Source organism: Streptomyces sp. BPTC-684 (assembly GCF_030028635.1).
GTDB classification, from domain to species: Bacteria; Actinomycetota; Actinomycetes; order Streptomycetales; family Streptomycetaceae; genus Streptomyces; species Streptomyces noboritoensis.
In genome coordinates this window covers 2055535-2076772 of sequence record NZ_CP124863.1, presented here as the reverse complement: position 1 = coordinate 2076772, position 21238 = coordinate 2055535, and the positions used below count along the sequence as shown (strand labels likewise).

Here is a 21238-nt window from a genome sequence, read left to right as displayed (position 1 = left end):
TCTCAGCCCGTGCGCAGCTGCTCCGCGATCTCCCGTACCGCCTTCATCGCGCGGCGCTGGAGGCCGGGACCGAACGTGACGCGGGCGGCGCCCAGTTCGCCCAGACGGCGCGGGGTCGGGCCGTCCGCGAGCGCGACCTGGTTGACCGGGGCCGGCACGGCGGCGGCGATCTTCGGCAGGTGGTCGGCGGGCGCCCCGTACGGGTAGACGCAGTCGGCGCCCGCCGCCACGTACGCGCGCGCCCGCGCGATCGTCTCGTCCAGGTCGGTGACGCCCTCGATGTACGTGTCCACGCGCGCGTTGATGAAGAGCCGGTCCCCGGCCTCCGCGCGCACCTCCGCCAGCCAGTCGGCGTGCCGCGCCGGGTCCTTGAGGGCGCCGTCGGCGGAGTCCTCCAGGTTGCAGCCGACCGCGCCGGTGTCGAGCAGCCGGGCCACCAGCTCCTTGGGGGCGAGGCCGTAGCCGCCCTCGACGTCCGCCGAGACGGGCACGGAGACGGCCCGGACGATCCGCGCGACCGCCGCGAACATCTCGTCCCCGGGCGTCTCGCCGTCCGCGTAACCCAGCGAGGCGGCGACCCCCGCGCTCGGCGTGGCGAGCGCCGGGAAGCCCGCCTCTTCGAACACCCGGGCGCTGGCCGCGTCCCACGGGCCGGGCAGGATCAGGGGGTCGCCCGGGGCGCGCCCGTGGTGCAGGGCGCGGAAGGAGGCGACGGGGGTCAGCTGTGCCATTCGGTCTCTCCGGGTGCGGTGCGGCGGGCCACCATCAGCCGGTTCCAGCTGTTGATGGCGGTGATCGCGGCGATGAGATGGGCCAGTTGGGTCTCGTCGAAGTGCTTGGCCGCCTGCTCGTACAGCTCGTCGGGAACGAAACCGTCGGTCAGAACCGTTATGCCCTCGGTGAGGGCGAGGGCCGCACGCTCGCGCTCGCTGAAGCGGTCGCCCGCTTCGCGCCAGGCCGCGACGAGGTCCAGCCGTCCCTCGGTCTCGCCGTGGTCGCGCGCGAGGTCGAGGTGCATGTCGAGGCAGAAGGCGCAGTGGTTGAGCTGCGAGGCGCGGACCATGACCAGCTCTGTCAGGGTCGGGTCGAGCGCCTTCTTGGCGGCCGCGCTCACGCCCGCCAGCGCCCGGTAGACCTCCTGCGGAACCTGCCAGCCGCGGGCCGTCACTTGTACATCCCGGGGGTGTAGTGGCCCGGGGTCATCCGGGTGGTGACGCCGAAGCGGTTCCAGGCGTTGATCACGGTGATCGCGGCGATCAGATGGCCCAGCTCGGTCGCGTCGAACTGCGCGGCCGCCTTCGCGTACACCTCGTCCGGCACGAAGCCGTCGGTGAGGACGGTGATCGCCTCGGTCAGCTCGATCGCCGCCAGCTCCCTCTCGGTGTAGAAGTGCTGGGACTCCTCCCAGGCGCTGAGCTGCACGATCCGCTCGACCGACTCGCCCGCCGCGAGCGCGTCCTTGGTGTGCATGTCGAGGCAGAACGCGCAGTGGTTGAGCTGCGAGGCACGGATCTTGACCAGCTCGTGGATCACCGGGTCCACCCCGCGCCCGGCCGCGGCCTCCAGCTTGACCATGGCCTTGTAGACCTCGGGGGCGGCCTTGGCCCAGTGCAGCCGGGGGGTCTGCTCGGCCGCGTAAGGCGCTTCCTTGCCGTCCTTGCCCTCGTCGTTCTCGCTCACCGTGTTCCCGTTCGTCGTCATGGAAGTGACGGTACGCGGCACATGTCACACGGGTATGGTCCATTTTCATGGTGGAATCCTGGGCCACTTCCTCCGGAACTCTGGCCGAAGTCTTCGGTGTCGACCTGCATGTGGAGGTGGGCGCGGGCGGGCTGCGCGCCGGCCTCATGGACGCGCTGCGCGAGGCCGTACGCGGCGGCAGGCTCGCCCCCGGCGCCCGGCTGCCCTCGTCGCGCTCGCTCGCCGCGGATCTGGGCGTCGCACGCAACACGGTGGCCGACGCGTACGCCGAACTCGTCGCCGAGGGCTGGCTCACCGCCCGCCAGGGCTCCGGGACCCGGGTCGCCCAGCGGACCGCGCCGCGCCGCCCTCAGCCGACCGGGCCCCGGCAGTCGGCGCGCCGCACCCCCGCGTACAGCCTGATCGCGGGCAGCCCCGACCTGGCGTCCTTTCCGCGCGCCGAGTGGCTGAAGGCGTCCCGGCGGGCGCTGACGGCCGCGCCCCACGAGGCCTTCGGCTACGGCGACCCGCGCGGCCGCATCGAGCTGCGCACGGTCCTGGCCGACTATCTGGCGCGGGCGCGCGGGGTGTACGCGGACCCCGAGCGGATCGTCGTCTGCGCGGGCTTCGTGCACGGCCTGATGCTGCTGGGGCGGGTGCTGCGGGCGCGCCGGGTGCGCGAGATCGGCGTCGAGTCGTACGGCCTGGACGTGCACCGGAACCTGCTGGTACGGGCGGGCCTGCGCACCCCGCCACTGCCCTTCGACGAACACGGCACGCTGACGGCCGAGTTGGGTGCGGCGAAGGGCCTGGGGGCGGTGCTGCTGACCCCCGCGCACCAGTTCCCGGTCGGGGTCGCGCTGCCGCCGGACCGGCGGGCCGAGGTCGTCGACTGGGCCCGGGCCACGGACGGGCTGATCCTGGAGGACGACTACGACGGCGAGTTCCGCTACGACCGCCAGCCCGTGGGCGCACTTCAAGGGCTGGACCCCGAGCACGTCGTCTACCTCGGCACGGCCAGCAAGTCGCTGGCGCCCGGGCTGCGGCTGGCGTGGATGGTGCTGCCGGAGCGGCTGGCGGGGGAGGTGGCGGAGGCGAAGGGGGACGTGGACTGGTCGTGCGGCGCGCTGGACCAGCTGACGCTGGCGGAGTTCGTGTCCTCCGGGGCGTACGACCGCCATGTGCGCGGGATGCGCCTGCGCTACCGGCGTCGCCGTGACCAGCTGGTGGCGGCGCTGGCCGAGCGCGCGCCGGAGGTCCGCGTCTCCGGGATCGCGGCGGGCCTGCACGCGGTCCTGGAGCTGCCGCCCGGCACCGAGCGCGCGGTGATCCAGGCCGCGGCCTGGCAGGGCCTGGCCCTCCAGGGCCTCTCGGCCTTCCGCCACCCACGCACGCCCGCGGCCCGGGACGCGCTGGTGGTGGGCTATGCGGCGCCGGCGGACAGCGGGTGGGCGGGGGCGCTGGATGCACTGTGCAGGGTGCTGCCTTAGCCCTGCGGGGTGCGGTGCTTCGTCTGCGGCCCGGTGGGGGCTGGTCGCGCAGTTCCCGGCGCCCCTGAAGGCGCCCCTGCGGGGCGCCCAGGGGGATGTCGCGGAGCGGCATTTCAGGGGCGCGGGGAACTGCGCGAGCAACCCAGCATGGTCCGCAGACGAACGTAAGCGGGGTGCAGGGGCCGCAGGCCCCGCAGCGGGGTCCGGGGCGTAGCCCCGGGAGAGCCACCTCCACCCCCACCCACCCCCGGAGGGTTTAGGGAAGGGGCGGGGAGGGGCCTACTCCGCCGTGTCCACCTGCGGCGCCTCCCCGAACCGCGCCAGCGCCAGCGCGCCCGCCACCGCCACCGCGAACCCCACCACCGCCAGCCACCCGAGCCCGGCCCGCGTGTGGTCGCCCAGCCACACCACCCCCGCCAACGCGGGCCCGATCGTCTCGCCCAGCACCATCCCGGCCGTAGCCGTCGTCACCGCCCCCCGCTGAAGCGCCGACGTCAGCAGCAGGAACGCCGCACCCCCGCCCAGCAGCAACGCGTACAGCGCCGGATTCGCGAGGTCGAAGGAGTCGATGAGCCGCACCGCGACCTCCACCACCCCGAACCCGCACCCCGCCCCCAGCCCGAGCACCAGCGCCCGCGCCCGTCCCGGCAGCCGCCCGGCGACCACCCCGGCCAGCAGGATCGCGGCCGCGACCGCCAGCAGCGCCCAGGGCAGCGCGGCGGGCCCGTCCTCGTGGCCCTCCTTGCCGGAGGCGAGCCCCAGCATCGCGAGCCCGGCGCAGACGACCCCGACGGCCGCCCACTCCGTACCGGACAGCCGCACCGCAAGCACCCGCGCCGCGACCACCGCCGTCACCGCGAGCGACGCGGCGAGCGCCGCCCCGACCGCGTAGATCGGGACCGTCCGCAGCGCCACGATCTGGAGGACGAACCCGAGCCCGTCGAGACCGAGCCCGGCGACGTAACGCCACTGCCGCACGGCCCGCAGCAGCAGCGCGGGATCGACCCCGGCATCCCCGGACCCGGCAGCCGACGCCGCCCGCGCCGCGACGGCCTGCAGAACGGTCGCGGTGCCGTAGCAGACCGCCGAACCCAGCGCGCAGATCATCCCAAAGAGCACAGACGGACTGTAGTGGAAGGCAGTTCAGGGGGCTGGAGAGGACGGATTCCGCTTCCCGTACGGCCGGGAACTAGGGTGTGGCCGGATCACGTCCCAGACATACGTACGAGATCACGAGGGGGAGGCCCACGCATGCGCAGATTCCGGTCCACAACGGTGGTGCTCGGCGGCATGGGGGTGCTCGCCGCCACGCTGACGGCCTGCTCCCACGAGCCGGACCGCCGCTGCGTCGACCCCGTCTCGCACAAGGAACTCCCCAAGTACGAGTGCAAGAGCGGCGGCCACGGCTCGTACTACTACGGCGGCTACACCCGCAACGGCGTCGTCTACGGCGGCTCCTTCAGGTCCGGCTCCGGATCCGGTTCCTCCGGCACCTCGGGTTCCTCCACCTCCTCCGGCTCATCCGGCGGTGTCGACCGGGGCGGCTTCGGCGGCCACTCCGGCTCGGGCGGCGGCTGACGGATGCAGCGGCACCGCATCGATCCGCGCCCCGGCTGGCAGCAGACCGTCGAGGCCCAGGGCCTGATCTACCCCCTGACCCGCTACCCGGACGACTCGCTGCGCCCGTACTGGGACGAGAGCGCGTACTACTCCTTCACGCTCCCCGAGGTCGAGGCGCTGGAGGAGGTCGTCGAGGAGCTGCACGGGATGTGCCTGGCCGCGGCCGCGCACATCGTCGAGCGGAATCGTTTCGCGGACCTCGGGATCACCGACCCGCACCTCGCCGCCCGGGTGGCCGAATCCTGGCACCGCCGCTCCGAACTCCCGTCCATCTACGGCCGTTTCGACCTGCGCTACGACGGTACGGGCCCGGCCAAGATGCTGGAGTACAACGCCGACACCCCCACCTCGCTGGTCGAGGCCGCGAGCCCGCAGTGGTTCTGGATGGAGGAGCGCTTCCCCGGCGCCGACCAGTGGAACTCGCTCCACGAACGCCTGATCGCCGCCTGGAAGCGGCAGGCCCCGCTGCTCCCGCCCGGCCCGCTCCACTTCGCCCACTCGGACGACGACGAGCTCGGCGAGGACCTGATGACCGTCGCGTATCTGCGCGAGACGGCGGAGCAGGCGGGCATCGAGACGGCGGCGCTGTCGGTGGAGCGGATCGGCTGGGACGGTCTGACCGGCCGTTTCGTCGACGACCGGCTCCGGTTCATCCGCAGCTGCTTCAAGCTCTACCCGTGGGAGTGGCTGACCACGGACCGGTTCGCCCCGCACGTCCTGGAGACCCTGGACAACGGCGGCGGCACCGGCAGCACCTGCTGGATCGAGCCCGCCTGGAAGATGCTGCTCTCCAACAAGGCGCTGCTCGCCATCCTCTGGGAGCTGTTCCCCGGCCACCCGAACCTGCTCCCGGCGTATCTGGACGGCCCGCGCGAGCTGGCGCACACCACCGGATACGTCTCCAAGCCGCTGCTCGGCCGGGAGGGCGCCGGGGTCGAGATCCACGCCCCGGGCGCACCGCCCGTCCTGCGCAACGAACCCGCCTGCTACCAGGCCCTCTCCCCGCTCCCGGACTTCGAGGGGAACCGGGTCGTCCTCGGCGCCTGGGTCGTCGAGGACGAGGCGGCGGGCCTGGGCATCCGCGAGTCCTCGGGCCCGATCACGGACGAGTACGCGCGCTTCATCCCGCACGTGATCCGCTAGCGGGGGTCCGACCGGGCGGCTACTCCGCGATGTAGTCGCGCAGCGGCGCGGGCTTCAGCCCCGCCGCGTCGGCCGCCGCCAGCACCCGCGTCAGGTCCGCCGCCACCGTGTCGTTGAAGTGCAGCAGCACGATGTCCCCGGCCTTCAACTGGGGCGTCGGCGGCGTCCACTGCCCCCAGGTCGTGAGGTCGTACGTCCAGGTCACCAGGGCCTTGGACCCGCAGGCCCGGGCCGTGGTCCGGGTGGTGTCGTCGTACGTCCCGTACGGCGGACGGGCCAGCCGGGGCCCGGCCCCGAACTGCGCCAGGTGCGCGTCCCGCGCCCCGCACAGCTGCGCCCGCTGGCCCGCCGCGTCGAGCGTCGTCAGATCCGGGTGGTCGACCGTGTGGTTCTCGATCCGCGAGGGCCCGTGGTCGAGGAGCGTCCGGAAGTACCCGGCGTCATACGAGTACGCCCCCGGCAGCACGAACAGCGAAGCAGGAACCTGTCGTTCGAGCAGCAGCCGCTGTGCGGCGGGGTCGTGGTTCCAGCCGTCGTCGATCGTGATGAAGACGACCGGCTTGTCGGTCTGGACGTGGGTGACGACGGGCACCGGCTCGGGCCAGTCCGCCCGCGCGGGTCCGGCGGGCCCGGCGAGCACCAGCAGGGGAACGAGCAGGGCGAAAGCGGCGCGGGCCACGGAGGCGACGCGCGCTGTGCGGGGTCTCGGCATGGCGGCATCATTGGTCTGGACCATCATTGTTGTCAACGGTCTTGTCCCAGAAGCCGGTTGTGCCGGTGGCCGGCCGAGCCCCGCACGGCCCGCCCGGAGCTACTCCTGCGCCAGCACCGCCCGCAGCTGGTCGAGCCCCCAGTCCAGGTCTTCCTTGCTGATCACCAGGGGTGGGGCGATCCGGATCGTCGAGCCATGGGTGTCCTTGACCAGGACGCCCCGGTCCATGAGTTGTTCGGAGATCTGCCGCCCCGTCCCGTACGACGGGTTGATGTCGACGCCCGCCCACAGGCCGCGCCCGCGCACCGCCTCGACCGCGCCGGTGCCGGCCAGCAGACCCAGCTCGTGGTGGAGGTGCTCACCCAGCTCGGTCGCCCGCTGCTGGTACTCACCGGTGCGCAGCATCGCGATGACCTCCAGGCCGACCGCGCACGCCAGCGGGTTGCCGCCGAAGGTCGACCCGTGCTCTCCGGGGCGGAACACCCCGAGCACCTCCGCCGAGCCCACCACCGCCGAGACCGGCACGACCCCGCCGCCGAGCGCCTTGCCCAGCACATACAGATCGGGCACCACGTCCTCGTGCTCGCACGCGAACGTCTTCCCGGTCCGGCCGAGCCCCGACTGGATCTCGTCCGCGATGAACAGCACGTTCCGCTCGCGCGTCAACTTCCGTACGCCCGGCAGATATCCGTGCGGCGGCACCAGCACCCCGGCCTCGCCCTGGATCGGTTCGAGCAGCACCGCCACGGTGTTCTCGGTGACGGCCGCCGAGAGCGCGGTCAGGTCCCCGTACGGCACGATCTCGAACCCCGGGGTGTACGGCCCGTAGTCCGCGCGGGCTTCCGGGTCCGTGGAGAAGCTGACGATCGTGGTCGTACGCCCGTGGAAGTTGTTGGCGGCGACCACGATCTTCGCCATCCCGTCCGGCACGCCCTTGACCCGGTAGCCCCACTTCCGGGCGGTCTTCACGGCCGTCTCGACGGCCTCCGCCCCGGTGTTCATGGGCAGCACCATCTCCTTGCCGCACAGCTCGGCGAGCTGCCCGCAGAAATCGGCGAACCGGTCGTGGTGGAACGCCCTCGACGTGAGCGTCACTCTCTCCAGCTGGGCCTTGGCCGCGTCGATCAGCCTGCGGTTGCCGTGCCCGAAGTTCAGCGCCGAGTACCCGGCGAGCATGTCGAGGAAGCGGCGCCCCTCGACATCGGTCATCCACGCGCCCTCGGCCGAGGCGACGACGACGGGCAACGGATGGTAGTTGTGCGCACTGTGAGCCTCGGCAGAGCGGATGGCGTCCGATGTAGTAGACACGGGGTCTCCGTTTCATCGTGCGGCGTGGGACTGGGGTAGCGCCCAGTTTCTCTCGTCGCTCGGATGCTGGACGAGGAAACCTTGATTCTCGGCGCGCCCGCTAGGGTGGGTGGTACGTACGGCGACTGGCGCACGGGGAAGCGACCCCGGGGAAGCCGTGCGTGACATGCGCACGAGGTGCCGCCCGCCTGGGCACCCGGGACCACGACGGACCCCGGAGGACGCCATGAGCCTGCCCCTTTCCCACCCGGCCCTTTCCGCCGCCGACCCCGAACTCGCCGCGCTCGTCGCCGCCGAGGAACAGCTGCAGTCGGACACCCTGCGGCTGATCCCCAGCGAGAACTACGTCTCGCAGGCCGTCCTCGAAGCCTCCGGCACGGTGCTGCAGAACAAGTACAGCGAGGGCTACTCAGGGCGCCGGTACTACGAGGGCCAGCAGAACATCGACCAGGTCGAGACGCTCGCCGTGGAGCGGGCGAAGGCGCTGTTCGGCGTCGAGCACGCCAACGTCCAGCCCTACTCCGGTTCGCCCGCCAACCTCGCCGTCTACCTCGCCTTCGCCGAGCCCGGCGACACCGTGATGGGCATGGCCCTGCCGATGGGCGGCCACCTCACCCACGGCTGGGGCGTCTCCGCGACCGGCAAGTGGTTCCGCGGCGTCCAGTACGGCGTACGCCACGACACCGGCCTCATCGACTTCGACGAGGTGCGCGAACTCGCCCTCAAGGAACGGCCGAAGATCATTTTCTGTGGCGGCACCGCCCTGCCCCGCACCATCGACTTCGCGGCCTTCGCGGAGATCGCCCGGGAGGCGGGCTCCGTCCTGGTCGCCGACGTCGCGCACATCGCGGGCCTGATCGCCGGTGGCGCCCACCCGTCCCCGGTCCCGCACGCGGACGTGATCTCCACGACCACCCACAAGACCCTGCGCGGCCCGCGCGGCGCGATGCTCATGTCCCGCGAGCAGCACGCCAAGGCCATCGACAAGGCCGTCTTCCCCGGCCTCCAGGGCGGCCCGCACAACCAGACCACCGCCGCGATCGCCGTCGCCCTCCACGAGGCGGCCCAGCCCTCCTTCCGCGACTACGCCCGGGCCGTCGTCGCCAACGCCGGGGCCCTCGCCGAGCAGCTCCTCGCGCGCGGCTTCGACCTGGTCTCGGGCGGCACCGACAACCATCTGATCCTGATGGACCTCACCCCCAAGGACGTCCCGGGCAAGGTCGCCGCCAAGGCCCTCGACCGGGCCGGGATCGTCGTCAACTACAACACCGTCCCGTACGACCCGAGGAAGCCGTTCGACCCCTCGGGCATCCGGATCGGCACCCCGTCCCTCACCTCCCGCGGTCTCGGTACGCAGCACATGGCGGCCGTGGCCGACTGGATCGACCGGGGCGTCACCGCAGCCCGCACCGGCGACGAGGACGCCCTCGCGGTCATCCGCGCCGAGGTGGCCGACCTGATGGCCGCGTTCCCGGCGCCGGGGCTTCCGACGGACTGAGCGCTTTGCTGGAAGTGTGGTCGGGCGGCTGCGGGCCGTGGGTGGCTGGTCGCGCCCACGCGGCGGAGCCGCACGATGACACAGCCCCGCGCCCCTTATGGGGCGCGGTACCGCACCTGCTCAGGCACCGTCCACGTCCCGTAGCTCCTGGCGCGGCCCGTCGTCGCGGCCTCGCCAGGAGGTGGCGACGGTCGCCGGGAGGCGGGTTGCCCACGGGCGTATGAGCAGGGCCAGGGCGGCGCCGATGGTCAAGCCCGGCAGGGCCCACCACCAGCCGGTTGCCGTCGAATCGGTGGAGACGTTTTTTCCGGCCGTTATCGTCGCCGTCTCCTCCCGCCCCTGCCCCTGCTCCGGCTCGACCGGCGGTGTCGTCCACTCCTGCGGTGCCACCCCGGTCGAGCCGCTGCCGGTGACCGGGCCCATCACCCCCAGTTTCTTCAGCAGCGCGCGCAGTTCGGCGGGGCGCTGGGCGCGGTGCCAGTAGCCGTTGAAGGTGCGGGGGACGTCGGCCGCCGTGTGTATCCAGACCGTGGTGGTGTCGTCGCTGGTGAAGACGCGGTCCAGCCGCCAGGGAGCCATGTCGTGGACCATCCACGTCACATTGATCTGGCGGGAGCGCATCGCCGCGTCCAGCGAGGGCGGGCGCTCCTTCTGGCCCTGGTTCGGCCGGCCGAGCAGGGTCATGAGGGCCGAATAGTCCGCGTCCGAGTTGTAGCGCGCGGCCGTCTGCGCGCTCTCCGGCGACACGATCAGCACGCTGGTCGGGCCGCCCGCGTGTGCGGCCGGTGCGGCCAGCAGCCCCAGTGCCACAGCCAAGCCGAGGGACAGGATCCCCCGCACCGCGGATCCGCCGCGCCTCCGCCCGCCCGGGCCCCGGCCCCGTACCGCCGAACCCGTCCCTGTCGTCCCCGTCCGTACTCCTCGCCACCGCATGGGATCCCCCAGCCGACCCCGGTACGGGCCCTCCGTACCGCGTCACTTCTGGTACACCGCCCGAGGCGCCGGGGTTCCCGGTTTCAGGGGGTGGAATCCGCGATCTCCTGCGCCCGGGACTTCGACGGCACGCCCTCAAGGCGCAGGGTCAGCTCGCCGTGCTTCTGCCAGACCAGCGTCGGGCCCGCGGTCCGCACCACCGGCGCGTACGGCCTCCCCTCCGCGTCCTGGAGGAGCATCCGCAGCTCATGGGGCTCTCCGAACCACAGCGCCGAGTCCTCGCCGTGCACCCGCGCCGATTCCCAGGGCACCTGGATCGTCTTGTAGAAGAGTGGGGAAGGCGTCGCACGGAACTCGTCGATCCGGATCGTCCGGCCGCCGTCCGGGTGCCAGCACACCGACAGGATCCGGCGGTCCGCCGAGACCGAGGCGCCCGCCGGCTTGCCCAGCGCCGACGGCAGCAGCGGATCGAACCCGGCCCGCGCCGCCGCCTCCAGCACCGAGAGCGGCCCCGTCCCGTCCGTGCACTCCGGCGCCCCGCCGCCGGGCGATCCTGCGCCCGACGCCATGGGGTCGACCCGGGCGGCCACGCCGCCGAAGCCGAACCAGTCGGCCACCGCCGCGCGGACCGGGGGAGTGAGCACGAGTATCACCAGCAGGCCCGAGAGGGCGGCCGCGAGGGCGCGCCAGCGGCGCCGGGCCCAGGCGCGGGCCCGTGCCCAGCGGCCCGGCGGCTCGGCCACCGGCACCGGCACGTGCTCCGCGAGGATCCGGGCCAGCACCCGCTCGGCCATCGACTCGCCGTCCACATCGGGCACGCGGATGCCGCGGCCCAGCGCCCGCAGCTCCTCCGGCAGCGATGTGCCACCGGCGGGGCCGCCCTCCTCACGACGGTTGTTCTCGCGGCGGCTGTTCTCGCGACGGTCGTCGGCGCCCTCACTCATGCTCCCTCTCACCTCCTCCCAGGACGTCCGGCGGCAGGATCCGGCCCAGTTTCCGCAGCGCCCGGTTGAGCCGGGACTTCACCGTGCCGCGCGCCCAGCCCAGCGCGGCCGCCGTCTCCGCCTCGTCCATCTCCAGGAGATAGCGGCAGGTCACGACCTGGCGGTGCTCCTCGCTCAGCTCGTCGAGCGCGGCCGTGAGCTGCGCGCGGCGCTCCTCCTCGACCGCGGCGACCGCCGGGTCCGCCGATTCCGGTATCAACGGTTCGGCCTCCGTCAGCGCCGCCTCCCGGCCCGTGGCGGCGCGGTGGCGGGCCGAGGAGCGCACTGTGTTCCTCGTCTCATTCACCACGATCCGTATCAGCCAGGGCCGGAACGGGGAGCCGTCCCGGAAGCGGCCCAGCGTGCAGTACGCCTTGAAGAACGCGGACTGCACCACGTCCTCCGCGTCCGCCCCCGCGCCGAACGCCGCCGCGACCCGTAGGGCCGGGGCCGTGTGGGCGCGCACCAGCTCGGCGTACGCCTCCGCCTCCCCGGCGCGTACGCGTGCGATCACCGCGGCCTCGTCGACGTCGATCCGGCCCCCCTCCCGCGTCCTCACACCTCACATACACCGCCCGGCGCCGATCGGTTCCCACTCGTTCAGGACACGTTCCCGGCACCTGGGCCGACTCGTTCGTGTGGAGTCCTCGATCCGGTCCTGGATCCGGTCCTCGAACCGTTCGTGGGTTCGCCCCGGGAGCCGTGCGCCGGTTCGTATCCACAACCGTTTCCGAGCGGTCGGCGCCACCTGAGAGAATGATGAGCATGGCCTCTGAACGTCTCCGCGTGCTCTCAGGAATCCAGCCCACCGCAGGCTCGTTCCACCTCGGCAACTACCTCGGCGCGGTCCGCCAGTGGGTGGCGTTGCAGGAGTCCCACGACGCGTTCTACATGGTCGTGGACCTGCATGCGATCACCGTTCCGCAGGACCCGAAGGAGCTGCGGGCCAACACGCGGCTCGCCGCCGCCCAGCTGCTGGCCGCCGGGCTCGACCCGGAGCGCTGCACGCTCTTCGTGCAGAGCCATGTGCCGGAGCACGCCCAGCTCGCCTGGGTCATGAACTGTCTGGCGGGCTTCGGCGAGGCGTCCCGTATGACGCAGTTCAAGGACAAGTCGGCGAAGCAGGGCGCCGACCGCGCCACCGTCGGCCTCTTCACGTACCCGATCCTCCAGGTCGCGGACATCCTGCTCTACCAGGCCAACGAGGTCCCGGTCGGCGAGGACCAGCGTCAGCACGTCGAGCTCACCCGTGACCTGGCCGAGCGCTTCAACGGCCGGTTCGGGGAGACGTTCAAGATCCCCAAGCCGTACATCCTCAAGGAGACGGCGAAGATCTACGACCTGCAGGACCCGTCGATCAAGATGAGCAAGTCGGCGTCCACGCCGAAGGGCCTGATCAACCTGCTCGACGAGCCGAAGACCACGGCCAAGAAGGTCAAGAGCGCGGTCACCGACACGGACACGGTGATCAAGTACGACGCCGAGAACAAGCCGGGCGTCTCCAACCTGCTGACCATCTACTCCACCCTCACCGGCAAGACGATCGCCGAGCTGGAGACGGAGTACGAGGGCAAGATGTACGGGGCGCTGAAGACGGACCTCGCCGAGGTGATGGTGGAGTTCGTCACGCCGTTCCGGGACCGGACGCAGGAATATCTGGACGACCCCGAGACGCTGGACTCGGTCCTGGCCAAGGGTGCGGAGAAGGCGCGGGCGGTCGCCGCCGAGACGCTGGCCACGGCATATGAGCGGGTCGGGTTCCTGCCCGCCAAGCACTGAGCCGCGCCGAGGGGCGGGGCACGGGGGGCGCGCGGCACGCGGGCGTGGCCCGCGGCCCGGGCCGTGCTCCGGGTCGTGTGACCTGTGGCCCGGCCAAGGGCTCTGGTCAGAACGGCGGCGCGCCCGCCACACTGCACACTGACGGACACAGACGTACCCGGACAACGACGGAGGAGAACGACGTGGGGACCGTAACGCTCGGCGTTTCGATCGCGGTCCCGGAGCCGTACGGCAGCCTGCTCCAGGAGCGGCGCGCGGGCTTCGGGGATCCCGCCGCGTACGGGATTCCCACGCATGTCACCCTCCTTCCGCCGACCGAGGTCGACGCGGCGTGCCTGCCCGCGATCCGGGCGCATCTGGCCGAGGTCGCGGCGGCGGGGCGGGCGTTTCCGATGCGGCTGTCCGGGACCGGGACGTTCCGGCCGCTGTCGCCGGTGGTGTTCGTGCAGGTCGTCGAGGGCGGGGCGGACTGTGCGTGGCTGCAGCAGCGGGTGCGGGACTCTGCGGGGCCGCTCGTGCGCGATCTGCAGTTCCCGTACCACCCGCATGTGACCGTGGCGCACGGGATCTCCGAGGAGGGGATGGACCGGGCGTTCGCCGAGCTGGGGGGGTTCGAGGCGGAGTGGACGTGTGGGGGGTTCGCTCTGTACGAGCAGGGTGTGGACGGGGTGTGGCGGAAGTTGTACGAGTACGGGTTTGGGTTGAGTGGGGTGCCGGTTCAGGGCGGGTCTCGGGACGAGCCGTCTGTTCGGGCGTGAGGGGTTCCCCACCCCGCCCCTTCCCGTAACCCTCCGGGGGTGAGGGGGGGAGGAAGGTCCGTCTCCCGGGGGCTTCGCCCCCGGACCCCCGCTGCGGGGGCTCCGCCCCCTGCACCCCTGGCGGGGCTGCGCCCCTGCACCCCGCCCCGTCTGCGGGTGGGTGGGTTTGCTGGGGGTCTGCCCCCACGCCCCTTGCGGGGCCTGCGCCCCCTGCACCCCGCTTCGGGGCTGCGCCCCGACCCCCGCTTGTCTGCGGGCCGTCTGTGGCTGGTCGCGCCCACGCGGCGGAGCCGCACAATGTCACAACCCCGCGCCCCTGAAAGGCGGGGGCTTCGCCCCCTGCCCCCGCCCCGCCTGCGGGTGGGTGGGGGCGTGGGTTTGCTCGGGGCTCCGCCCCGCCCCCCTACACCGGCAGCCTCCTGAAAATCGGGCGCGGTACATGCCTCAGTGCCGACATCACCACCCTCAGGGACCCGGGGACCCACACCACCTCCGACCTTCTCCTCAAGCCCGTCTCGATCGCCTCCGCCACCGCTTCGGGTGTCGTGGCCAGGGGGGCCTCCGGGAGGCCGTGGGTCATCTTGGTGCGGACGAAGCCGGGGCGGACCACCATGACGTGGACGCCCGAGCCGTGGAGGGCGTCGCCCAGGCCCTGGGTGAAGGCGTCCAGGCCCGCCTTGCTGGAGCCGTAGATGAAGTTGGCTCGGCGGGCGCGTTCGCCCGCCACCGAGGAGAGGACCACCAGGGAGCCGTGGCCCTGGGTCTGGAGGGCCTTCGCGCAGATCAGGGACGCCGAGACCGCGCCCGTGTAGTTGGTCTGCGCGACCCGTACCGCCGCCAGCGGCGCCCCCTCGTCCCGTACCTGGTCGCCCAGGATCCCGAACGCCAGCAGGACCATGTCGATGTCGCCCTGGGCGAAGACCTTGCCCAGGGCCGTCTCGTGCGACGCCGCGTCCAGCGCGTCGAACGCGAGCGTGTGCACGTCCGCGCCCAGCTCCCGCAGCTCCGCCGCGGCCGCGTCCAGCGCGGGCGACGGGCGCCCGGCCAGCCAGACCGTACGGGTCCGGCGGGCCACCAGTCGGCGCGCCGTCGCCAGGCCGATCTCGGACGTGCCGCCCAGCACCAGCAGGGACTGCGGGGTGCCGAATGCGTCCTTCATCTCGTAACTCCTCGGGAGGGGGGAGAGAGCCTGTTAGAGGCTCAAGCGGCGGGAGAGGTCTGAGGTGAAGACTCCCTCCGGGTCCAGTTCGCGGCGCAGGGACCGGAACTCCGGCAGCCGTGGGTACATCCCCTCCAGCACCTCCGGGCGCACCCTCGCGTCCTTCGCCAGGTAGACGCGGCCGCCCGCGCCCGCCACCTCCTCGTCCAGCTCGTCCAGGAAGCCGCCCAGGCCCGGCAGGCCCGCCGGGATGTCCAGGGCCAGGGTCCAGCCGGGGAGCGGGAAGGAGAGCCAGCCGGGGTCGGCCTCGCCGAAGCGCTTGAGGACCGCCAGGAAGGACGGGCAGCCCCGGTGCGCGATCCGGCGCACCACGCGGCGCAGCGCCTCCTCCTGGCCGTGGCCGACCACGAACTGGTACTGGACGAAGCCGCCCCTGCCGTAGATCCGGTTCCAGTGCGGGACGCCGTCCAGCGGGTGGAAGAACGTCGCGATCGACTGGAGCTCGCCCGTGCGGTGCCTCGGGGCCTTGCGGTACCAGAGTTCGTTGAACGCCGACACCGATGTCCGGGTGAGCAGGCCCTCTGGGACGTGGCGCGGCACCAGAGGCAGATGGGGTGTTCTGAAGCGCAGGGGGGCGCCTTGAGCGCGCCGTGGTAGTGCGTCCAGCGGTGCGTGATCCCCCCTCGTCAGCACAGCTCGGCCCGTCCTCGCGCCCCGGGCCAGCAGGTCGATCCACGCCACCGAGTAGCGGTAGCGGTGGTCCGTCGCCGACAGCCTCGCCATCAAGTCGTCCAGGTCCGCCGCCCGTTCCGTGTCCACCGTCATCAACGACGTCTGTACGGGGTGGAGTTGGAGCTCGGCCGAGAGGATTGCTCCTGTCAGGCCCATTCCGCCCGCTGTAGCCTCGAACAGCTCGTCGGTTGGCCTCAGCGTGCGGACCTCGCCGTCCGCCGTCAGCAGGTCCAGCGCGCGCACATGGCGCGAGAACGCGCCCGAGCCGTGGTGGTTCTTGCCGTGGATGTCCGCGCCGATCGCGCCGCCGACCGTGACGTACCGCGTCCCGGGCGTCACCGGCACGAACCAGCCCAGCGGCAGCAGGACTTCCATCAGGCGGTGCAGGCTGACGCCCGCCTCGCAGACCACCACGCCCGCCTCGGCGTCGATCGTGCGGATGCGGTCGAGGCCGGTCATGTCCAGGACGGCGCCGCCCGCGTTCTGCGCGGCGTCGCCGTACGCCCGGCCAAGACCCCGTGCGATGGATCCGCGCGCCCCGCCCGCGAGGACGGCGGCCGCCGCCTCCTCGTACGTACGCGGGCGGACCAGCCGGGCGGCCGTCGGGGCGGTGCGGCCCCAGCCGGTCACGGGGGTCGGGGGAGTGGCGGCAGGCATGGGAGCGACCGTAGCGGGGGTTCTGTTCTCTGTGCGGTGCTATGCCTTATTCGCCATGATACTCACCGAAATGGGTGATTGAGTGAGTGTCAAGCGGCATTGACGCGCATCTGGCGTCGCCGCCGGGGAGAGTCGCGTACGGCTGACGGCCGATCGGCGGGGCCGTCTCACGGAATGGGGTGGCAGATGCGGTACTCCGACGCGGACCACCGGCTGCTGTCGGCGCTGCGCGACTGCGGGGCGGAGCCACGGGTGGCCGCCGTCGCCCGTGCGTTCTCGTTCGCCGGGGAGCACGGGGCGGTGTGGCTGGCGGGCGGGGCGCTCGCCGCCGCCGTCGACCGGGAGCGGCGCGGGGGCTGGCTGCGCGGGGCCGCGCTGGTCGGGGCCGCGCACCTGGCCAGCATGGGTGTGAAGCGGGTGGTGCGGCGGCCCCGGCCGCGGCTGGCCGCCCGGGAGCCGCTGGTGCGCACCGCCGGGCGGCACTCGTTCCCCAGCTCGCACGCCACCTCGGCGGCCGCGGCGGCCGTCGCGTACGGCGCGCTGCGGCCCGCCGGGGCGCGGCTCGTGCCGCCGCTCGCCGCCGCGATGTGCGTGTCCCGGCTGGTCGTCGGCGTCCACTACCCCTCGGACGTGCTGGTCGGAGCCCTCCTCGGCGCGGTCACGGCCCGGCTGGGGGCGGGGTGGGTGGGCAACCCGCAGCCCCTGGGGCGCCCGCGATTCCCGGTGCGTCCCGCACTCCGGACCACCGGAGCCCCCTCGTGACCCGCTCCGGCCTCGTCGTCCTCGAAGAGCGCGCGGCCCGGCACCCGGGGCGGCGGGCGCTCGGGGTGCCCGCGGGCGTGCTCAGGACCGCGCGGCCCCGGCAGTGGATCAAGAACGTGCTCGTGGTCGCCGCGCCCGCCGCCGCCGGGCAGCTCGACTCGCGCCACACCCTGCGCCAACTCGCCCTGGTCTTCGTGCTGTTCACGGCCGCCGCCTCCGCCGTGTACCTCGTCAACGACGCGCGCGACGCCGACGCCGACCGCGCGCATCCGCAGAAGTGCCATCGGCCGGTGGCCACCGGGCAGGTGCCGGTGCCGGTCGCGTACGCCGTCGGGGGGCTGCTCGCGCTGCTCGCCCCGCTCGGCGCGGCCCTCACCTGCAACGCCATGACGGCGACCCTGCTCACCGGGTACGTGGTGATGCAGCTCGCCTACTGCGTCAAGCTCAAGCACGTCCTCGTCGTCGACCTCGTCGTGGTCACCGCCGGGTTCCTGATGCGGGCCATGATCGGCGGGGTCGCGCTCGCCATCCCGCTCTCGCGCTGGTTCCTGATCACCGCCGGGTTCGGCGCGCTGTTCATGGTCGCGGCCAAGCGGTACTCCGAAGCCGTCCAGATGGAGGGGCGCGGCGGCGCCACCCGCGCGCTGCTCGACGCGTACACCACCGGCTATCTGCGGTTCGTCTGGCAGCTCGCGGCCGGGGTCGCGGTCCTCGCGTACTGCATGTGGGCGCTGGAGAGCGACGGCATGGCGGGCGGCTCGCTGCTGCCGTGGCGGCAGCTGTCGATGGTCCCGTTCATCGGCGGGATCCTGCGGTACGCCGTGTTCGCCGACCGGGGGAGCGCGGGCGCCCCCGAGGACGTCGTCCTGCACGACCGGGCGCTCGCGGTCATCGGTCTGGTGTGGGTCGCGCTGTACGGGCTCGCGGTGGCCGACCTGTGAGGCGTACGGAGGGGGCGGGAACGCGGGCGCGCGGGGCGCGTGGAGGCGTGCGCCGGGCCGAGCTCGTCGGCTTCGCGCTGGCCGGGATCTGCGCGTACGCCGTCGACCTCGGCCTCTTCGTGTGGCTGCGGTCGGGCCTGGCGTGGGACCCGGTCACCGCCAAGTGCCTCTCGTTCGTGGCGGGGTGCACCGTCGCGTACCTCGGCAACGCCTTCGGTACGTACCGGGGCAGCCGGGCCGGGGGCCGCGAGTACGCCGTGTTCTTCGCGGTGAACATCGCGGGGGCGCTGGTGCAGCTGCTCTGCCTGGCCGTCACGCACTACGGCCTCGGCTTCACCTCGCCGCGCGCCGACACGCTCTCGGGCGCGGTGTTCGGCATGGCGCTCGCCACCTGCCTGCGCTTTTGGGGGACACGGACGCTTGTCTTCCGTAGCGAGGAGGGTACTCGGACGTCATGGACTGGCTGAAAAATCTTCCCGTCGTCGGGCCGTGGGTGGTCCGGCTGATGCGGACGCACGCGTGGCGTTCGTACGAGAGGCTCGACCGCGTGCACTGGTCCCGGCTCGCCGCCGCGATCACCTTCATCAGCTTCCTCGCGCTCTTCCCGCTGCTCACCGTGAGCGCGGCGATCGCCGCCGCCGTGCTGACCCCGGGCCGCGTCGAGAAGCTCCAGAAGACCCTCGCCGAGCAGGTCCCCGGCATCTCCGACCAGCTCGATCTGCAGGACCTGACCCGCAACGCGGGCACGGTCGGCGTCGTCGCCGGGGCGCTGCTGCTGTTCACCGGGATCGGCTGGGTCAGCGCGATGCGCGGCTGTCTGCGGGTGGTGTGGGACCGCGACGACGAGGAGGGCGAGAACCCGCTCCTGCGCAAGCTCAAGGACGGCGGGGTGCTGGTCGGCCTCGGCGGCGCGGGGCTCGCCTCGTTCGCCGCGTCCTCGATCGGCTCGACGGCCGTCGGCTGGACCGCCGACCAGCTGGGCATCGACCAGAACGGCGCCGGCCGGGTGTTCCTGCGGATCGCGGCGATCGCGGTGGCGGCCGCCGCCGACTTCCTGGTCCTGATGTACGTACTGACCCTGCTGCCCGGGGTCTCCCCGCCGCGCCGCCATCTGGTGACCGCCGGGATCATCGGCGCGGTGGGGTTCGAGCTGCTGAAGCTGCTGCTCGGCGGCTATATGCAGGGGGTCGCCGCCAAGAGCATGTACGGGGCGTTCGGGGTGCCCATCGCGCTGCTGCTGTGGATCAACTTCACCGCGAAGCTGCTGCTGTTCTGCGCCGCCTGGACGGCCACCCCGGCCAAACCGGACGATCCCGAGCTCACCGCTTCCGGCGCACCAGCTCCGGCAGGGGCCAGCGCCGGTTGAGCAGGAACACCCCGGCGGCGACGACCACGAGCACGCCGCCCGCGATGGCGAGCGCGGTGCCGATCCCGCCGGAGCCGGGCCCCTTCCGGGTGGTGACCGCCGCCTTGGCGGTGTCGCGGGCGGCGCCGTCCGCCGAGGGCTGCGAGCCCTGCGGGGCGCCGGTCGGGACCGCCGACTTGGGCGGGACCAGCTCGCCCACCGGGGTGACCTTGCCGGCCGCCGCGAAGCCCCAGTCAAGCAGGTTGGCGGCCTCCTTGTAGACGGCCTGGCCGTCGGAGGAGTCCGGGTTCATCACGGTGACGAGCAGCACCCGGCCGTCGCGCTCGGCGACCCCGGTGAAGGTCGCGCCCGCGTTGGTGGTGTTGCCGTTCTTGACGCCCGCGATGCCCTTGTACGGGCTGAGGCCGTTCTCGCCGGTGAGCAGCCGGTTGGTGTTCTGGATCTCGAAGTAGTCCCGCTCGTTGTTCTTGCCCTCGGCGCCGGGGAACTTGGCGGAGGCGGTGGAGCAGTACTCGCGGAAGTCCTTCTTCTGCAGGCCCGAGCGGGCGAACAGGGTGAGGTCGTACGCGCTGGAGACCTGGCCGGGTGCGTCGTAGCCGTCCGGCGAGACCACATGGGTGTCGAGCGCCTGGAGGTCGTCGGCGTGCGCCTGCATGTCCTGGACGGTCTTGGGCACGCCGCCGTTCATCGCCGACAGGACGTGCACGGCGTCGTTGCCCGAGCGCAGGAAGACGCCGAGCCACAGGTCGTGCACGGTGTACGACTGGTTCTCCTTGACGCCGACCAGGCTGCTGCCCTCGCCGACGCCGTCGAGGTCGGTCGGGCCGACCTGGCGCACATCGGTCTTGGGGAACTTGGGCAGCACGGTGTCCGCGAAGAGCATCTTCAGGGTGGAGGCGGGAGGCAGCCGCCAGTGCGCGTTGTGCGAGGCGAGCACCTGGCCGTTCTCCGCGTCCGCGACGATCCACGAACGGCCCGTCAGCTCCATCGGCAGCACCGGCGCCCCCGCGCCCAGCTTCACCTGGGTGCCGGGCTGCCCGAGCTGCGCGCCGCCGACCGTCGACATGGTGGCCGGCGGCGGGTCGGGGTCCTTGCGGGCCTTGCCCGCCCTGCCGGGGTCGGTCGGCTTGCCGGGCTGCCCCTGCGTGCCCGGTTTGTCATCGTTCGGCAGGGCCGACGCGGGCGCGGCGGTGAGCGCGGGCAGCAGCGCGGCGACGGCGACCGCCAGTGCGATTTTCGCGGGCTTCTTCACAGCAGACACGGACGAGAACGTACAGGTCCGGGGTGCCGATCCGAACATCGGAGGGGGGACCCGCCGGGAGCCGCCACCCGCCCGGCTGCGCCCGCTTCGCCCCGGTGATACTGATTCCATGAAGCTCAGCAGCCGCGTCTCCTGGTTCCTGCTCGCGTTCGGAGTGTGGAGCTGGATCATCTGGATCACTTTCGTCAAGAACCTGTGGAAGGACGGCAGCGGGCTGGCCTTCGACGACGCGGGCGACCCGACGGCGTACTTCTGGGTGCACCTCACCCTCGCCGTCGTGTCCTTTCTCCTGGGGACGGGCGTCGGCCTCATCGGGTTCCGTTCGGTACGGCAACTGCGCGGGGAAGCCGCCGGTGCCGCCGGGTCACGGACCGCTAACGAGTAGGGGCGATCCCCTTGTCACGCGCGGCTAACGAGTAGCTGTGCAGTGAAGATTTCCTCTTCCGAATGTGAAAC

General features: G+C 72.6%; 23 protein-coding genes and 1 riboswitch. Of the genes, 11 read left to right on the top strand and 12 right to left on the bottom strand.

Annotated features, from left to right (window positions below; all coding sequences use genetic code 11):
* Positions 1 to 2: 2 nt before the first annotated feature.
* From QIY60_RS09230 to QIY60_RS09220, 3 genes are read right to left on the bottom strand one after another with little or no spacing between them, the layout of a single operon-like run.
* Positions 3 to 731, bottom strand: coding sequence for an isocitrate lyase/phosphoenolpyruvate mutase family protein (locus tag QIY60_RS09230; protein WP_283141980.1), 729 nt, complete (start codon positions 729 to 731; stop codon positions 3 to 5).
* A complete protein-coding gene (locus tag QIY60_RS09225) occupies positions 719 to 1168 on the bottom strand; it encodes a carboxymuconolactone decarboxylase family protein (protein ID WP_283141979.1) in 450 nt (149 codons plus the stop codon). Before QIY60_RS09225 ends, QIY60_RS09230 begins: the two co-directional genes overlap by 13 nt.
* A complete protein-coding gene (locus QIY60_RS09220; protein WP_283141978.1) occupies positions 1165 to 1701 on the bottom strand; it encodes a carboxymuconolactone decarboxylase family protein in 537 nt (178 codons plus the stop codon). The genes QIY60_RS09225 and QIY60_RS09220 overlap by 4 nt, the downstream gene beginning before the upstream one ends.
* A gap of 47 nt (positions 1702 to 1748) precedes the next feature.
* On the opposite strand from QIY60_RS09220, the gene QIY60_RS09215 reads away from it, so the two are divergent.
* Entirely contained in the window at positions 1749 to 3170 is a 1422-nt protein-coding gene (locus tag QIY60_RS09215; RefSeq protein WP_283141977.1) for a PLP-dependent aminotransferase family protein, read from the top strand.
* 279 nt (positions 3171 to 3449) lie between these two features.
* Here the strand turns inward: QIY60_RS09215 and QIY60_RS09210 are convergent, their stop codons facing one another.
* The gene (locus QIY60_RS09210) at positions 3450 to 4277 is read right to left on the bottom strand and encodes a hypothetical protein (RefSeq protein ID WP_283145872.1); all 828 of its coding nucleotides are present in this window, start codon (positions 4275 to 4277) and stop codon (positions 3450 to 3452) included.
* A gap of 144 nt (positions 4278 to 4421) precedes the next feature.
* Between QIY60_RS09210 and QIY60_RS09205 the strand changes: the two genes are divergently transcribed.
* Entirely contained in the window at positions 4422 to 4748 is a 327-nt protein-coding gene (locus tag QIY60_RS09205; protein WP_283141976.1) for a hypothetical protein, read from the top strand.
* A 3-nt stretch (positions 4749 to 4751) separates the two neighbouring features.
* Positions 4752 to 5933: a glutathionylspermidine synthase family protein gene (locus QIY60_RS09200; RefSeq protein ID WP_283141975.1), complete on the top strand. Its 1182-nt coding sequence runs from the start codon at positions 4752 to 4754 to the stop codon at positions 5931 to 5933.
* 19 nt (positions 5934 to 5952) lie between these two features.
* Here QIY60_RS09200 and QIY60_RS09195 read toward each other — a convergent pair whose 3' ends face one another.
* Both QIY60_RS09195 and rocD read right to left on the bottom strand, forming a co-directional pair.
* Entirely contained in the window at positions 5953 to 6645 is a 693-nt protein-coding gene (locus QIY60_RS09195) for a polysaccharide deacetylase family protein (RefSeq protein WP_283141974.1), read from the bottom strand.
* A gap of 99 nt (positions 6646 to 6744) precedes the next feature.
* Positions 6745 to 7953: an ornithine--oxo-acid transaminase gene (rocD, locus tag QIY60_RS09190; protein WP_283141973.1), complete on the bottom strand. Its 1209-nt coding sequence runs from the start codon at positions 7951 to 7953 to the stop codon at positions 6745 to 6747.
* A gap of 111 nt (positions 7954 to 8064) precedes the next feature.
* Positions 8065 to 8154: riboswitch (ZMP/ZTP riboswitch) on the top strand.
* Positions 8155 to 8179: 25 nt separating this feature from the next.
* On the opposite strand from rocD, the gene glyA reads away from it, so the two are divergent.
* Positions 8180 to 9451, top strand: coding sequence for a serine hydroxymethyltransferase (glyA, locus tag QIY60_RS09185; RefSeq protein ID WP_283141972.1), 1272 nt, complete (start codon positions 8180 to 8182; stop codon positions 9449 to 9451).
* Between the two features lie 120 nt (positions 9452 to 9571).
* On the opposite strand, the gene QIY60_RS09180 is transcribed toward glyA, so the two are convergent.
* From QIY60_RS09180 to QIY60_RS09170, 3 genes are all read right to left on the bottom strand, one after another.
* Entirely contained in the window at positions 9572 to 10261 is a 690-nt protein-coding gene (locus tag QIY60_RS09180) for a hypothetical protein (protein ID WP_283145871.1), read from the bottom strand.
* A gap of 206 nt (positions 10262 to 10467) precedes the next feature.
* Entirely contained in the window at positions 10468 to 11328 is an 861-nt protein-coding gene (locus QIY60_RS09175; RefSeq protein ID WP_283141971.1) for a hypothetical protein, read from the bottom strand.
* Positions 11321 to 11926, bottom strand: coding sequence for a sigma-70 family RNA polymerase sigma factor (locus QIY60_RS09170; protein WP_283141970.1), 606 nt, complete (start codon positions 11924 to 11926; stop codon positions 11321 to 11323). The genes QIY60_RS09175 and QIY60_RS09170 overlap by 8 nt, the downstream gene beginning before the upstream one ends.
* A 206-nt stretch (positions 11927 to 12132) precedes the next feature.
* Here QIY60_RS09170 and trpS point away from each other — a divergent pair, with 206 nt between their 5' ends.
* Together trpS and QIY60_RS09160 are read left to right on the top strand one after the other, a co-directional pair.
* A complete protein-coding gene (trpS, locus tag QIY60_RS09165) occupies positions 12133 to 13146 on the top strand; it encodes a tryptophan--tRNA ligase (RefSeq protein WP_283141969.1) in 1014 nt (337 codons plus the stop codon).
* Positions 13147 to 13328: 182 nt separating this feature from the next.
* Positions 13329 to 13904 (top strand): 2'-5' RNA ligase family protein, encoded by a 576-nt coding sequence (locus QIY60_RS09160; protein WP_283141968.1) that lies wholly within the window; start codon positions 13329 to 13331, stop codon positions 13902 to 13904.
* 403 nt (positions 13905 to 14307) lie between these two features.
* On the opposite strand, the gene QIY60_RS09155 is transcribed toward QIY60_RS09160, so the two are convergent.
* Complete coding sequence (locus QIY60_RS09155; protein WP_283141967.1) at positions 14308 to 15063, bottom strand: decaprenylphospho-beta-D-erythro-pentofuranosid-2-ulose 2-reductase; 756 nt, start codon at positions 15061 to 15063, stop codon at positions 14308 to 14310.
* A 33-nt stretch (positions 15064 to 15096) separates the two neighbouring features.
* Complete coding sequence (locus QIY60_RS09150) at positions 15097 to 16452, bottom strand: FAD-binding oxidoreductase (RefSeq protein WP_283141966.1); 1356 nt, start codon at positions 16450 to 16452, stop codon at positions 15097 to 15099.
* A 186-nt stretch (positions 16453 to 16638) separates the two neighbouring features.
* Between QIY60_RS09150 and QIY60_RS09145 the strand changes: the two genes are divergently transcribed.
* From QIY60_RS09145 to QIY60_RS09130, 4 genes are all read left to right on the top strand, one after another.
* Positions 16639 to 17214: a phosphatase PAP2 family protein gene (locus tag QIY60_RS09145; protein WP_283141965.1), complete on the top strand. Its 576-nt coding sequence runs from the start codon at positions 16639 to 16641 to the stop codon at positions 17212 to 17214.
* Positions 17215 to 17279: 65 nt separating this feature from the next.
* Positions 17280 to 18155, top strand: coding sequence for a decaprenyl-phosphate phosphoribosyltransferase (locus tag QIY60_RS09140; protein WP_283145870.1), 876 nt, complete (start codon positions 17280 to 17282; stop codon positions 18153 to 18155).
* Between the two features lie 47 nt (positions 18156 to 18202).
* A complete protein-coding gene (locus QIY60_RS09135; protein ID WP_283141964.1) occupies positions 18203 to 18622 on the top strand; it encodes a GtrA family protein in 420 nt (139 codons plus the stop codon).
* Entirely contained in the window at positions 18610 to 19521 is a 912-nt protein-coding gene (locus tag QIY60_RS09130) for a YihY/virulence factor BrkB family protein (protein ID WP_283141963.1), read from the top strand. The genes QIY60_RS09135 and QIY60_RS09130 overlap by 13 nt, the downstream gene beginning before the upstream one ends.
* Here QIY60_RS09130 and QIY60_RS09125 read toward each other — a convergent pair.
* Positions 19475 to 20953, bottom strand: coding sequence for a D-alanyl-D-alanine carboxypeptidase (locus tag QIY60_RS09125; RefSeq protein ID WP_283141962.1), 1479 nt, complete (start codon positions 20951 to 20953; stop codon positions 19475 to 19477). The two genes, QIY60_RS09130 and QIY60_RS09125, sit on opposite strands and share 47 nt — an antisense overlap.
* On the opposite strand from QIY60_RS09125, the gene QIY60_RS09120 reads away from it, so the two are divergent.
* Entirely contained in the window at positions 20892 to 21167 is a 276-nt protein-coding gene (locus tag QIY60_RS09120) for a hypothetical protein (protein ID WP_283141961.1), read from the top strand. The genes QIY60_RS09125 and QIY60_RS09120 overlap by 62 nt on opposite strands.
* Positions 21168 to 21238 lie beyond the last annotated feature (71 nt).